Raw genomic sequence first — 14,046 nt, forward strand, 5'->3', positions numbered from 1 at the left:
GTGAGCCGGCCGATCCGCTGCGTTGTCCGGAGGGCCGGCCCACCCCGGCCTGACCGTGGGTGTCAGGCCGTCCGCCGGCCGGGTCCCATCGTTCCCCCGGACCCGGCCGAACCCCCGGGGTGGGCGGGGGCGCCACCCACCCCGGGTCGTTGTCAGCCGTTCGGGAACAGGTTGCCGTAGTCGGCGTACGCCATGGCGACGTCGGCCTGCGCCCAGAAGCGGTGGTAGTTGAACGTGGGTTCCGGGCCGCCGTCCAGGTACGCCTGCACCTTGGGCCAGTCCGGGTCGTTCTTGTAGAAGGAACGGATGTCCAGGAAGCTCTTGCCCGCGGCGATGGCGTCGCCGTTCGGCATCTTCCCGGTCCAGCCCGACGGGACGTAGAGGCCCTGCCCGGTGGACGCGTCGTAGGTGTCGTCGAAGCGCCGGTAGTCACCCCGCGACTCGGTGGTGGAGACACCCTTGGCGTCGCTGGCGGCGGACAGCGCGTCGAGCAGACCCTTCGCGGTGTCCTTGGCAGCCGTGTTGCCCGACTTGGCCGCGTACGCGATGAGGGTACGGGCGTAGGCGGCGGTGACGCCGACGTCCTGACCCTTGACCGTGACCTCGACGTGCAGGTTGGTGTTGGGCTGTGGGCTGGACGGGTTCCAGGTGGTCGGCTGGCCGGTCCACTTCATGTCCGACGGGATCGACCAGTTGGTGCCGAGGGTGGTGTTGGCGATCGCCCACGGCACCCACTTGTCCAGCAGCGCCTTTGCCTTCGCGTTGCCGGTCTGCAGGTACAGCTCGGCGATCCGCTGCATCGACCACGCCTGCATGCCGAACCACTGGTTCGACGGCGGGTCGTTGTAGACCGGGTCGACGTCGTAGAACATGCCGTAGAAGGTGCTGGTGCCGGCCGGCGGCTGGGCGTAGCTGCCGTCCCAGCTGTTGGTGGCGCCACCGGCGATGCCGCCCTCGGCGGACTGGAGCCAGGTGTAGAACTCCAGCTGCCGCTCGAAGCTCTTGGTCCAGTCGGCGACGGCTGTCGCCGACTGCGGCTTCAGCTCGGGGGTGTTGGTCAGCGCCCAGGCCGCGAACGGGTTCTGGTAGCCGAAGTGGTTGTGGCTGGAGCCGATCCGCCAGGACCAGTTCTGGCTGGTGTCGTACGCGCCACCCCAGGCGTAGTACCAGGACAGCAGGTAGTGCGCCGAGTCCTTGCCGCTGCCGGCGGCGCAGGTGCTGGCCCCGACGCAGTTGCCGATCTTCTTGAAGTACTTGTCGAACATGGCGTACCGCAGGTAGTCGCCCATCTTGGCGGCCTTGGCCACGGTGGCGGCGACGTCGGCCTGCTTGTTCTGCTCCTTGGCCCAGGTCAGCGCCCAGTACGCGGCCTGCACGGCGCGGGCGTCGGCGTCCGGGGCGTTCGTGTACTTCCACTGCTTGGCGGGGGCGCCGGTGTCCTTGACGAAGAGGTCGAGGTAGCCGTACTGACCGCCGTGCTTGAAGGTGTCGCAGGACGGCTGCGGGACGGTCTCCCACACCGATTCCTGCGTACCCCGCTGGAAGGTGTTGATGTAGGCCGGCTTGGTGGTGCCGTCGCCGCAGCGGCCGAAGCCGTAGGTGTTGTCGACGTCCATCAGCCAGTGCATGCCGTAGATGTCACCGGTGCCGTAGGTGGACTGGAGCTCCGAGCGGAGCGGGTCCTGACCGACCGGGACGTTCGGGTTCAGCGCCGAGGGGTACTGGCTGGGCAGGTTGTACTCCGCGGCGTACTGCGGGGTGCCGGCGGAGCCAGCGGTCGGCTGGTCGGCGTGGGTCGGGATGATGTACTTCTCCATCACCGTCCACGCGTTGTTGAACGGGGCCCAGTTCTGGGTGACCCGGCCGTAGTAGGCCTCCAGCCACAGCCAGAAGCTGAACGCCTCGGAGGTGGTCTCGTGGCCGTGGTCCGGCGCCTCGACGATCAGCGTCTCGACCGAGTGGTAGGGCACGCCCTCGGGGCTGAAGTAGCCCGAGTTCTTGATCTTGCCGTACTGGTCGAGGAACTTCTTGATGTAGGCGTTGTCGCCGCCGCCGGGGGTGTCGTTGTCGATCTCGGTGGCGGCGACCGCCAGCGAGGCGAGGCCGGTGGCGGAGGCGGTGATGGTGGCGGCGCCGCCCGCGGTGTCGCTGTCCTCCGCCGCGGCGACCGTGACGGTGACCCCGGTGTTCCAGTTGCTGGGCGTCAGCGTGACGGTGGCCGGCGAGACCGTGACATCGGTGTCGCCGGTGCGGGTGAGGGTGACCGGCACGTTGGCCGTCGGCGCGGAGCTGAGCTTCAGGTTGAAGGTGGCGGTGCCACCCTCGCTGACGCTCACCGCGGACGGGGTGGCGACAAGCGTCGGGCCGGTGGCGGCGCCGACTGTGAACGACTTCTCGTCGACACCGATGCCGTTGGCGTTGTCGTACGCCTTGGCCTGGACGGTGTAGCTGCCGGCCGGCAGGTCCTCCTGTGTGTACGCGTACGGCGCGGAGGTGTCGGTGTTGATCAGCAGGCCGTTGCGGTAGAACTCGACCTTGCTGATCGTCCCGTCCGGGTCGCTCGCGGTGGCGGTCAGCGGCACGTCGGCGGGTGCGGTGAACGGCCCGGACGGCACGCCGAGGGAGACCGTCGGCGGCTGGTTGGCCGCGGTGCCGTTGCAGGTGGTCCCGTTCAGGGTGAACGAGGTGGGCTTCGGGTTGCTGCCCGTGTGGGAGCCGTTGAAGCCGATGGTGGTGGACGCCCCGGTGCCGAGGTTGCCGTTGTACGACTCGTTTGTCGCGGTGACCTCGCTGCCGGTCTGGCTGAACCTGGCCGACCAACCCTGGGTGACCCGCTGGCCGCTGTTCGGGAAGGTCCACTTGAGGGTCCAGTTGCTGACCGCGTCGCCCAGGTTCTTGATTGTGACGTTCGCGGTGAAGCCGTTGTTCCAGTCGTTCGTCGCGTAGACCACGTCGCAGGCGGGTGCGGCCTGCGCGGCGCCGGCGGGCAGGGTCACCCCGCCGACGGCGAGCGCGACGGCGGCGATGATCGCCACGCGGCGGCGTCGTGCCAGTTGTCTCATGTGCGCGGTGTCTCCTCGGGCCAGGCCGGGATGGTCCCGGCGGGGCGCCTGCCCGCGAGGGTGGTGGTCGCGGGGGATTCGAGGCGCCGGGAAGGTGGTCTCCCCCGGGCCCGGCCGGGGTACGGCGGTGTGGCCGGCACGGGAGGGGTCCCGTCGGCCGCATTCGGGTGCCGTGACCGGATGTCGTGCTGCCGGCTGCCCTCGGCGGACCCGCGCTCACGCGATGTGGCTCCTGTCGCGTCGAATCGACAGTGTGCCATGGAAGCGCTCCCACGACAAGCGGAGAGCGGGACGAATCAGGTCCTTGTTTCGATCTCGTTTTGGGTCTTTCACAAAGGCGTGACGGGCGTTACAGTCGCAACATCGGTCGATGGGAGCGCTTCCATCGACAAGGTTCCAAAAAGAAGATCGCCGGGACCGTCTCCGGACGGACCCGGGGAATCAACCCGAAGGCCGACGGCGGGCCAGCCCGGACGCCGCCGTCAGCCATCGTCCCGCCACACGGAGGGAGGTGGAACCAGAGCCACTCGCGTGGCCCGGCTCCCGCGCGACACGCACGGCAGGACCCAAATTCCGCCCGTGTGTGTGCAGTTACGGTGGGGACGGGGGTTGCCCTCCCCCGTCCCCACACTAAACCCCCGTACACGATGGGAAAAGAGGCCGACGGGACAGGCGCACGGCGCCGCCCGGTCGGCCTCGTTCGCTGTCCGGGGCCCTCACCCGCCTCAACCCGACAGCGTCGGCCGCCAGGACGGCCGGCTGACCGGGAGGGCCGCCCCTGACCTATCCTGGGAGCGCTCCCGAATCTCGGCGGTGGCCCCGTATCCACGAGGAGAATCCATGTCGATACCCACCGGGCCCGCCGGCCCGCTGCGCTTCCCCGACGACTTCGGATGGGGCGCGGCCACCTCCGCGTACCAGATTGAGGGCGCCGCCAAGGAGGACGGCCGCGGCGAGTCGATCTGGGACACGTTCAGCCACGCCCCCGGGCGCACCCGCAACGGCGACACCGGCGACGTCGCCGCCGACCACTACCACAGGTACGCCGAAGACCTCGACCTGATGCGCGACCTCGGGCTGCGCAGCTACCGCTTCTCCATCTCCTGGCCCCGGATCCAGCCCGACGGCACCGGCGCCCCCAACCAGCGTGGTCTCGACTTCTACAGGCGCCTCCTGGACGGTCTGCACGACCGCGGCATCGCCCCGATGGCCACCCTGTTCCACTGGGACCTGCCGCAGGCGTTACAGGACGCCGACGGGTGGGAGTCGCGCGACACCGCCCTGCGCTTCGCCGACTACGCCGACGCGGTCTTCACCGCCCTCGGCGACCGGGTGCCGGCCTGGCTCACCATCAACGAGCCCAAGACGGTGGTGCAGAACGGCTACCTCATCGGCCACCACGCCCCCGGCCGACAGGACCCGGACGCCGCCTACCTGGTCGCCCACCACCTCCAACTCGCCCACGGGCTCGCCGTACGCGCGCTGCGCGCCGCCGACGGCACCGCCCGGATCGGCCCCGCGCTCAACCTGCACCCCTGCTACCCCGCCGACGACTCACCGCAGGCGGCCGCCGCCGCCCGGCTGTACGACGGCTACGAGAACCGCCTCTACCTCGACTCCCTGCTCAAGGGCAGCTACCCCGAGGACGTCCTGGCCGACCTGGGCCCCGGGAGTCGGATGGTCCGCGGCATCCGCGACGGCGACCTCGCGGTGATCTCCTCGCCCGTCGACCTGCTGGCCGTGCAGTACTACACGCCCATCTACGTCACCGCCGACGGCGGCACCGAACACCGCTGGCCGACCTCCGAGGCCCAGTGGCAGCAGATCTACCCCGACGGGATGTACGACATCCTGACCCGGGTCACCCGCGACTACGGCCCCATCCCGCTGACCGTCACCGAGAACGGCCTGCCCACCCCCGACACCCTGGCCGCCGACGACACAATCGACGACGCCGGCCGAATCAGCTTCCTGCGCGACCACCTGGCCGCCGCGCACCGCGCCATCACCGACGGGGTGCCGCTGGAGAGCTTCCACGTCTGGTCGATGCTCGACAACTTCGAGTGGGACGAGGGGTACGACCAGCGCTGGGGGCTCGTCTACGTGGACTACCCGAGCCAGCGGCGGGTGCTCAAGCGCAGCGCCCACTGGTATCGGTCGGTCATCGCCGACGGCGGCTTCTGAAGGCAGGCAACCCGGACGGACGGCCGGGCCCGGACGGCTCGGCTCCGGCGCAGAGCCGTGACCGTCCGGGCAGCGGTCGACCCTCGTCAGCGCGGCAGCGCCTGCTGCAACTCCGCCCGCAGCGCCGGCGTCAGCATCTCCCCAGCCTGCTTGGCCAGCCGGGCCATCTCATAGCCCACCACGCCGATGTCCGCGTCACCGGCGGCGAGGGTGGCCAGGATCGACCCGTCCCGCACCTGCATCACCAGGAAGTAGCCCCGCCCCATCTCGACCACCGTCTGCTTGACGACGTCGCCGTCGAACATCTGGGCCGCGCCCGCGGTGATGCTCATCAGCCCGGAGGTCACCGCGGCGAGCTTGTCGGCGTGATCGCGCGGCAGGTGGTCGGAGATCGCCACCAGCAGCCCATCGGAGGAGACCACCACCGCGTGCGCCACACCCGGCACCCGCTCCGCGAAGGCGCTCACCAGCCAGCTCAGGTCCCGCGCCTCCTGGCTCAACGTCGTCACTGTCGTCGTCCCCCTTCGTCGTGCCCCCTGGACGGTGGCACGGGTATCTCAGTGGTGTCCTCGGCCTCGGCACGCCGTACCCCGCTGTAGAGCCGGGAAAGCATGCCGCCTACCGCGTCCGGGTCCAGGTCGTCACGCGCCGGGGCCGATTCGGGTCGGGCCGGGCGGGTGACCGCGGAGAGCTGCGCCATGGGCACCCGCATCGGCAGGCCCCGTTCGTTCGTGCCGGCGGTCACCGGAGTGGCCGGCGGCACGGCCGGCCCGGGCGACACCGGCGTCGACGGACCCTCGCGGGACCACCAGCCTCCCCCGGCGCCCGACGCGGCGACGGGGGTGAGCACGTCCTCGGCCCGTACCGGCACCGGTCGGGCCTGACGTGGCACGGCTGTCGCCGGCGGGCGGCCGGCCACCGGCAGGTCCAGCGACGCCATGACCGGCGCCGGGGCCGCCTGCTGCCGCTGCACACCCACCCCCCGGGCTGCGCCCGCGGCCACCATCCGGGCCGGCGCCGGCGGATCCAGCTCCACCCCGCCCGCCGGCGCCAGCAACGCGGCAGGCAACGCGAGCCTGGCGACCAGGCCGCTCTGCCCCCCGTCGAGCCGCACCCGCACACCCAGACGGGCCGCCAGGTGACTCACCACGAACAGGCCCATCCGCTCGACCGCCGCGACGTCCGCGGCCGGCGGGGTGGCCAGCACCTCGTTCGCCTCGGCCAGCGCCGCCGGGCTCATGCCCAGGCCACGGTCGACGATCTCGATCAGCGCGCCGGCGGCCTCCAGCCGCACGTCCACCACGACCACCGTGTCCGGGCGGGAGAAGGCCGTGGCGTTCTCCAGCAGCTCCGCGAGCATGTGCACCAGCTCACCGACGGCGTGACCGACCACGTGCACGTTCCCCACCGGCTCGATCCGCACCCGCCGGTACTGCTCGATCTCGGCGGCGGCGGCGAGCAGCACCGCGCCCAGGCCGACCGGCCGGTTCCAGCGGCGGGTGGAGTCGGTGCCGGCCAGCACCAGCAGGCTCTCGTCGTTACGGCGCATACGCGCGGCAAGGTGGTCCAGTTTGAACAGGTTCTCCAGCTGGTCCGGGTCGCTCTCCTCGCGTTCCAGGTCGTCCAGCAGCTCCAGCTGGCGCTCCACGAGCACCTGGCTGCGCCGGGCCAGGTTGACGAACATCGCGTTGACGTTGCGGCGCATCATGGCCTGCTCGACGGCGACCGTGACCGCGCTGCGGTGCACCGCCACGAACGCCTCCGCCAGCTCACCGATCTCGTCGAGGGACCGGACCACCGCCGGCGCGACGTCGATGGGCGGCACGCCTCCGGTGACGGTACGCAGCCGGTCCAGCGCGTCCGGCAGCTCGACCTGCGCGATCCGCAACGCCTGGCTACGCAGCAGCCGCATCGACCGGGCTACCGACCGCCCGACCAGCAGCGAGATCAGCAGGGCGACAAGCAGCACCGCGACGATCCCGCCGACGACCAGCAGGGTGGCCCGCAGCTGCCCGGAGCTGGCCTCGTCGGCCTGCCGGACGGCGTCGTCCAGCACCCCGGCCTCGACCTGTCGCAGCAGCTCCTGACGCTGCTCGCTGGCCGACCACCACTGCTCCGACGGCAGCACGTCAGGCGCGGCGCTCCCGTCGGGGAGGCTGCGCTCCTCCAACTGGGTGGCGACCACGAACACCGGATCCACGGACGTCTCGTCGTACCGGCGGATCTGGTCGGTGGTCGCGGCCACCCGGAACGCGCCGAGGGCGGTCAACTGCTGGGCGCGCAGGTCGGCGAGGATCACCCGGTCCTCGGTGCCGTACCTGCCGGCGCGGGACGCGGCGTACAGCTGCGACCTGACCCGGGAGGACAGCTCCTTGACCCGGGCCAGCTGCACGTAGCGCAGCACCGCGTCGTTCAACGCCGCCTGCCCCTGCCCCGGCGTCGGCTCGGCGAGCAGGTCGAGCAGCGCGCCCACGGCCCGGTGGTAGTTGCTCAGGATGGTGTCGTTGCTGAGCACCGCCGGCGGGATCGCCGGACGGATGTCGATCACCTGGTCGTACGCCTCCTGCGCCTCGGAGAAGGCCACCCGCCAGGACGCGTCGGCGTCGGCGAGCGGCTGTGCCGCCCGGCTCAGGTCGGCCATCGCCCGGTCGGCGGCCGTCTGCAGGGGCTTGAGCGTGGAGGCCGCTGCCTCCCGGTCGGCGCCCCGGCGCAGCTCGCCCAGCTCCCCCGCCGTACGGTCGCGTTCCTGCTGGAGCTGGTGCACCGCCGCGGTGATCTGCCTGCCGATGCCCACCTGCCGGGCGAAGTCGTTCAACGCCGTCGTCCGCCCCACAAGCGTGCTGGTCTGCACACCGGCGAGCACCAGGAACGCCACCGACGGCACCACCAGCACGGTCGCCAGCTTGGTGCTCATCCGCCAGTCCCGCAGACGGAACGGGGACCGGCGTCGATGGGGAACGACGCGGACGTCGAAGCGACGCCGGCGATGGTTCGACACCGTGCCGTTCGCCGGGTCGGGACCTGCCGCCACCCTGCCTCCTCCGTCCTACCGCGTCCACCGCGGTCCGGGGAGCGCAGTCCATCCAACCAGGCTCGGGAGCGCTGTCAACGGCCCGAACGAGGCAGGAGTTCAGGAAGGATACTGCGGGTGGGACCCTCCTGCCGTCGTCGGTGACGCCAGTTCGTCCATCCGGCCGATGTCGGCGAGCTCCACCGCGTCCCCGAAGCGGCCCAGCGCCACCAACGCCGCTCCGGTGGCGCCGATCTCCGGGTTGCGTTGGTGCGACACCGGTCGCGGTGCGAGCGCCGCGGCGAACGCCTGCCGCCACCACACCGACGCGGCCACCGCGCCCCCGCCGAGCACCACCTCGACCGGTTTGTCGATCGTGGACTCCAGCACTGTCAGGTCGTCCGCGACCAGTTCGCACAGCCCCCGCATCAGGCTGGCCAGGATGTCCACGCCTCTGGTGCTGAAGCTGAGCCCGCGCAGCTCACCGGAGCCCGCCGGGGCCAGGCCGGGGGGCCTGTCGCCGCCGAAACGCGGGTCGGCCGGCCGGGCGCCACCGGGCGGCACCAGAGCCAGCGCCGCGTCCAGCTCCGCGCCCCGGGGCAGCCGCAGCTCCCGGTCGGCCCAGGCGAACAGGTTGCCGCCGCTGGAGTACGCCGCGCCGGTCACCACGTGGTCGTGGTCGACCCGGTAGCGCCAGAGCTGTTCGGGCAGCCGGGGCAGCGGCTCACCGGCGGGGACCCGCTGCATCAGTCGTACCGCCGCGGAGGTGCCCACGGTCACCGCGGCCCGGCTCGGGTCGACGCAGCCCGAGCCGACGTTCGAGGCCGCGCCGTCGCCCACCGGCGGTGACCACCGCGCAGCCGCCAGTTGGGGCCAGCGGCGGGCCATCTCGGCCCGCAGGCGACCGTGCCAGTCCAGCTCGCCCAGCGGCGGCAGGTCCTGCGGCCGCGCCCCGGCCAGCGCCAGAGCCTCCTCGTCCCACCGCAGACTCCGCAGGTCCAGCAGGCCGGTGCCGGAGGCCTGGGAGACCGACATGGGCGCCGTCTCCAGCAGCTCGCCCAGCACGTACTCGGGCAGCCCGACGAACCGGGCGATCGGGGTGCCGGACCGCTCCCGCAGCCAGGGCAGCCGCACCGACCAGTAGGAGCGGTGCCACCAGCAGCCGGTGCGCTGGTGGAAGTCGTCCGCGTCGGCCGGCCCGGTCGCCCCGTCGGCAGGCGTCGGCCGGGTGTCCAGCCAGGTGACCACAGGTCCCAGCGGGGTGCCGTCGCGGTCCAGCGGGAGCACCGAGTGCCACTGGGCGGAGACCGCCACGAGATCGACGTCGCGCAGGTGGCCGCCGTCGGCCAGCTCGTCGAGGCACTCGATCAGGCAGGCGAGATAGCCCGGACCGGAGACCGTGCCGGTGCCGTCGTCGCCGATGGTGAGGCTGACCTTGCGCCGGGCCAGCGCACCGGGCAGCGGCAGGGTGTCGGCGTCCAGCACCAGCCCGCGTACCGAGGAGGTGCCCAGGTCGAGCGCGAGAATGTTCATCGCCGGTCAAGTTACCCGGTGCCAACGCGACCGCGGGCTTGTAGGGTGGATCCATGCTCGCGCATCCGACCTGCTGGTGGCCCGCCGACCCGGCGGGCACCCTCCGCGCGTAGCTCCATCCACGCGGCCGCCACTTGAGGCGACCGCCGGATCTCCGGCCCCGGACGGCCGCCCCGAACGGCGGCGCCCCGGCCTGACGGAGACTCCGATGACCCACCTGACCGACCTGCTCGCCGCCGTGACCCGTGGCGCCGATCCGGGCCCCTTCGCGCTGCTGCGGCGCGACGGCGCGGACGAGCTGGAGCTGTTCACCGGCACCGTCGACACCGTCGACCGGCTGGCGGACATTCCCCTGCCGCAGGGCATGCCCGGGGCGCGGACGCTGGCCGTGGTGCCGTTCCGGCAGATCGCCGAACGCGGCTTCGCCTGCGTCGACGACGGCGCCCCGCTGGAGTGCCTCCAGGTCAGCGAGCACCACCGGATCCCGCTGGCCGACGTCCTGGCCGACCTGCCCGACGAGGCGGTCCGCGCGGTCGACGCCTCGTTCGACGTCACCGACGAGGAGTACGCGCGGATCGTCGGCCGGGTGCTGGCCGAGGAGATCGGGCGCGGCGAGGGCGCCAACTTCGTCATCCACCGCACCCTGCACGCCACGGTGCAGGGCCCGCCGCTGGTGGCCGCGTTTGCCGCGCTGCGCCGGCTGCTGGTCGCCGAACGCGGCGCGTACTGGACGTTCGTGGTGCACACCGGCACCCGGACGCTTGTCGGCGCCAGCCCCGAACGGCACGTCAGCGTCGACGACGGGCTCGTCATGATGAACCCGATCAGCGGCACCTTCCGGCCCCCCGGCGGCGTGCCCGACCGGGCGGCGCTGCTGCGCTTCCTCGCCGACCCCAAGGAGGTCGAGGAGCTGTACATGGTCCTCGACGAGGAGCTGAAGATGATGGCCACCGTGGCCGAGCACGGCGGCCAGGTCATCGGCCCGTACCTCAAGGAGATGTCGCACCTCGCGCACACCGAGTACCTGCTCGCCGGGCGCGGCACCCGCGACGTGCGGGAGGTGCTGCGCGAGACGATGTTCGCGCCGACAGTGACCGGAAGCCCGATGGAGAACGCCTGCCGGGTGATCGCCCGCCACGAGCGTCGCGGCCGGGGCTACTACGCGGGCGTCCTGGCCCTGCTCGGTCACGACGAGGCCGGCCGGCAGACGCTCGACGCGCCCATCCTCATCCGTACCGCCGAGATCTCCCCCGCCGGCGAGCTGCGGGTGCCGGTCGGCGCCACCCTGGTCCGGCACTCGACGGCGGCCGGTGAGGTGGCCGAGACGCACGCCAAGGCCGCCGGGGTGCTGGCCGCGCTCGGTCTCGGGCCGGCGGCGCCCGCCGGCGACCGGGGGGCGGTCGCGCGGCTTGCCGACGACCCGGCGGTACGCGACGCGCTTGCCGCTCGTAACGCGCCGCTGGCCCGGTTCTGGCTGGACCAGCGGTCGCCGGACGCACCCGGACTGCCGGGGCTGGCAGGGCGCCGGGCGTTGATCGTGGACGCCGAGGACACCTTCACCGGCATGCTGGCCCACCAGCTGGGCGCGTTGGGTCTCACCGTCACCCTGCGGCCGTGGCACGCCGGCGGCCCGGTCGACGACTACGACCTGGTGGTGGCCGGCCCCGGACCGGGCGACCCGGGCAGCCCGGACGAGCCGAAGATGGTGGCGCTGCGGGAGCTGCTGGCCGGGCTGCTCGCCGAGGGCCGGCCGACCCTCGCGGTCTGCCTCGGCCATCAGGTGCTTGCCGGGCTGCTGGGTCTGCCGCTGCACCGCAGGGACGCGCCCTACCAGGGGTTGCAGCGGGAGGTGTCGCTGTTCGGCCAGAGCCGCCGGGTGGGTTTCTACTCGACGTTCACCGCCCAGGCGCAGGCGGACCGGCTGGACACCGCGTACGGGCCGGTCGAGCTGGCCCGGGACGTACGCGACGGTGCCGTGCACGCGCTGCGCGGGCAGGGTTTCGCGGGGGTGCAGTTCCACCCGGAGTCGGTGCTGAGCCCGGACGGCCTCACCGTCCTGGCCGAACTGCTGGGCGGTCTGCTGCCGGCGAACCGGCCGGACGAGCTGCCCACGGCCGGCGGTCGGGCGTAGTCAGCGCTCCGGGCGGGTACGGCTGGGTGGCCGGCGGCGCGGACGGGTCGAGAGCCCCCGTCCGCGTCGCCGGTCCTCGGCCGTGGTCAGCCGGCTGCCAGGCCCGCCTTCAGCGCGGCTCCCATCTGGACGGCGCGGCGTGCGGTGAGCGCGCACGCCCCCAGCGCGACGGCGTCCGGGGCGACTTCCCCGTTGTTGCTCGTGTGCGACGGGCCGTACGGGTTGCCGGCGATGAACTGGCTGGTGTCGGTGTAGCCGGGGGTGACCACGACGCCACCCCAGTGGTAGAAGACGTTGAAGAGCGAGGTGAGCGTGGTCTCCTGGCCGCCGTGCGAGGTCGCCGTCGAGGTGAAGGCGGAGTAGACCTTGTTGGCCAGCGCGCCCTGCGCCCAGAGGGGTCCGGTGGTGTCGATGAACTGCTTCAGCTGGGCGGCCACCATGCCGTACCGGGTGGGCGCGCCGAGGATCACCACGTCGGCCCAGGCCAGGTCGTCGACCATCGCCTCGGGCACGTCCTGGGTCTCCAGGTGGTGCGCCTGCCAGCCGGAGTTGGAGCGGATCGCCTCGTCCGGCGCCAGCTCGCGCACCTTGCGCAGGCGCACCTCGGCACCGGCGTCCCCGGCGGCCTCACACACCGCCTGCGCCATCTGGTAGGTGATGCCGGTGGCGCTGTAGTAGATCACCGCTACCTTGGTCTGGGCAGCCATCAGATGTTCCCCTTCTCGTCCGGTTTCAGCTCCCGCGACTACCCGTGACCCGGGCCGACAAACGCCACCGGGGAGCTGCCGCCCGCACGACGGGCTCAAGTTTTCCGCAAGTTCCCGGTCATGGGTGCCTGGCGCCCGTCGCGGACAGCGATCCTGATGTCACCGGTGCCGACGGAAGCCATCCGCCGCCCCGCACCGGGAGCCTGAACGGGGGATCGCGCTCCGCCAGCAACGACGCTGGCGCAGCGCGATCAGGGGACGGCACGGGCCCGTCCGCTCAGCGGACCAGGGCCACCATCAGCCGTTCCAGCTCGGCCGCCGGGTCGGCGGTGAGCCCGGTGTGCACCGGCCCCGTCTGGATCATCGTGCTGCGGGGGGCGACCAGCCAGTGGAACCGCTCGCCCAGTCGCATCCGGGTCGCCGGCCCGTCACCGGAACATGTCCGGTCCCACGAGTCGAGCACCGCCGCCACTGCCGGCAGGTCGACGTCGGGCGCCAGCGCTTCGACCCGGTCGACGTCCAGATGGGTACGCGCGGACAGGAAGTCGCGCTGCTGGCAGTAGAGCAGCACGCCGACGTTGATCTGCTCGCCGCGCTCGATGCGGGGCACCAGCCGGATCAGCGCGTACTCGAAGGGATGCCTCACGCCACGCCCCCTGTCGGCAGCCAGTCCGCCGGCCGGGCGACGCGGCGGGACAGGTGCGCCACGTACGCGGCCCGCGCCTCGTCGGCGGAGTCGAAGTCGGCGGCGGTCAGCCACTGCGCCGGCACCAGGGCCAGCACCTCGGTGAGCAGTTCCGGGGTGACCTGCGGGGCCAGTTCGGCGTCGGCGTCCGCGAGCCGGTCGGCGTACGGCGCGAGCACGTGGTCGTCGGCCCGGTAGGCCCGGTGCACGGCGGCTTCGGCGCGGGGCCAGTTGTGGTGGAAGTACAGGGCCGCGCCGTGGTCGATGAGCCACAGCTCCCGATGCCAGACGAGCAGGTTCGGGTTGCGCCAGCTCCGGTCGACGTTCTCCACGTACGCGTCGAACCACAGCACCCGCGACGCGAGCATCGGATCGACGGGGTGTGCGACGGGGTCGAAGCCCAGCGCCCCGGGCAGGAAGTCCATCCCCAGGTTGGCGCCGCCGCTGTTGCGCAGCAGCTCCTGCACCTCCTGGTCGGGCTCGGCCCGCCCGATGACCGGGTCGATGTCGAGCACGACCAGCGGTGGTACGCGCAGCTCCAGCCGGCGGGCCAGCTCACCGCAGATCACCTCGGCGACGAGTGCCTTGGGCCCCTGCCCGGCGCCGGAGAACTTCGCCACGTACGTGCCGAGGTCGTCGGCCTCGACGACGCCCGGGAGCGAGCCGCCCTCGCGCAGCGGGGTGGCGTAGCGGATCGCGGTCACCTGGCGGAGCACGCCGCCCACACTACTGTG

The 14,046-nt window shown here is 72.4% G+C and carries 9 protein-coding genes; 2 read left to right on the forward strand and 7 right to left on the reverse strand.

All coding sequences use genetic code 11. The features are described 5' to 3' along the window. Positions 1 to 152: 152 nt before the first annotated feature. Positions 153 to 3,062, reverse strand: coding sequence for a glycoside hydrolase family 48 protein (locus ACFY1S_RS23635; RefSeq protein WP_387121873.1), 2,910 nt, complete (start codon positions 3,060 to 3,062; stop codon positions 153 to 155). A gap of 840 nt (positions 3,063 to 3,902) precedes the next feature. Between ACFY1S_RS23635 and ACFY1S_RS23640 the strand changes: the two genes are divergently transcribed. After that, positions 3,903 to 5,246, forward strand: coding sequence for a GH1 family beta-glucosidase (locus ACFY1S_RS23640; RefSeq protein ID WP_387121876.1), 1,344 nt, complete (start codon positions 3,903 to 3,905; stop codon positions 5,244 to 5,246). A gap of 86 nt (positions 5,247 to 5,332) precedes the next feature. Here the strand turns inward: ACFY1S_RS23640 and ACFY1S_RS23645 are convergent, their stop codons facing one another. From ACFY1S_RS23645 to ACFY1S_RS23655, 3 genes are all read right to left on the reverse strand, one after another. Next, positions 5,333 to 5,746 (reverse strand): roadblock/LC7 domain-containing protein, encoded by a 414-nt coding sequence (locus tag ACFY1S_RS23645; RefSeq protein WP_203178590.1) that lies wholly within the window; start codon positions 5,744 to 5,746, stop codon positions 5,333 to 5,335. A gap of 5 nt (positions 5,747 to 5,751) precedes the next feature. After that, positions 5,752 to 8,277, reverse strand: a complete 2,526-nt coding sequence (locus ACFY1S_RS23650) for a nitrate- and nitrite sensing domain-containing protein (protein WP_387121879.1) — start codon at positions 8,275 to 8,277, stop codon at positions 5,752 to 5,754. 99 nt (positions 8,278 to 8,376) lie between these two features. Further along, complete coding sequence (locus ACFY1S_RS23655) at positions 8,377 to 9,789, reverse strand: FGGY family carbohydrate kinase (RefSeq protein WP_387121882.1); 1,413 nt, start codon at positions 9,787 to 9,789, stop codon at positions 8,377 to 8,379. 208 nt (positions 9,790 to 9,997) lie between these two features. Between ACFY1S_RS23655 and ACFY1S_RS23660 the strand changes: the two genes are divergently transcribed. Next, positions 9,998 to 11,920 carry an anthranilate synthase family protein gene (locus ACFY1S_RS23660; RefSeq protein ID WP_387121885.1) on the forward strand — a complete coding sequence of 641 codons (1,923 nt, stop codon included), beginning with the start codon at positions 9,998 to 10,000 and terminating at the stop codon, positions 11,918 to 11,920. An 86-nt stretch (positions 11,921 to 12,006) separates the two neighbouring features. Here the strand turns inward: ACFY1S_RS23660 and wrbA are convergent, their stop codons facing one another. The 3 genes from wrbA to ACFY1S_RS23675 form a co-directional block, all read right to left on the reverse strand. Then, complete coding sequence (wrbA, locus tag ACFY1S_RS23665) at positions 12,007 to 12,627, reverse strand: NAD(P)H:quinone oxidoreductase (RefSeq protein ID WP_364362853.1); 621 nt, start codon at positions 12,625 to 12,627, stop codon at positions 12,007 to 12,009. A 277-nt stretch (positions 12,628 to 12,904) separates the two neighbouring features. Further along, positions 12,905 to 13,273, reverse strand: coding sequence for a DUF3037 domain-containing protein (locus ACFY1S_RS23670; protein ID WP_364362852.1), 369 nt, complete (start codon positions 13,271 to 13,273; stop codon positions 12,905 to 12,907). Further along, entirely contained in the window at positions 13,270 to 14,028 is a 759-nt protein-coding gene (locus tag ACFY1S_RS23675) for a HipA family kinase (protein ID WP_387121888.1), read from the reverse strand. The genes ACFY1S_RS23670 and ACFY1S_RS23675 overlap by 4 nt, the downstream gene beginning before the upstream one ends. Positions 14,029 to 14,046: the final 18 nt, after the last annotated feature.

The organism is Micromonospora sp. NPDC000663 (genome assembly GCF_042898105.1).
Lineage (GTDB): Bacteria > Actinomycetota > Actinomycetes > Mycobacteriales > Micromonosporaceae > Micromonospora.

Coding starts and splice junctions, on each gene's coding strand:
- wrbA (WP_364362853.1), bottom strand. CDS start 12,627: ATGGCTGCCCAGACCAAGGTAGCGGTGATCTACTACAGCGCCACCGGC.
- ACFY1S_RS23655 (WP_387121882.1), bottom strand. CDS start 9,789: ATGAACATTCTCGCGCTCGACCTGGGCACCTCCTCGGTACGCGGGCTG.
- ACFY1S_RS23635 (WP_387121873.1), bottom strand. CDS start 3,062: ATGAGACAACTGGCACGACGCCGCCGCGTGGCGATCATCGCCGCCGTC.
- ACFY1S_RS23660 (WP_387121885.1), top strand. CDS start 9,998: ATGACCCACCTGACCGACCTGCTCGCCGCCGTGACCCGTGGCGCCGAT.
- ACFY1S_RS23640 (WP_387121876.1), top strand. CDS start 3,903: ATGTCGATACCCACCGGGCCCGCCGGCCCGCTGCGCTTCCCCGACGAC.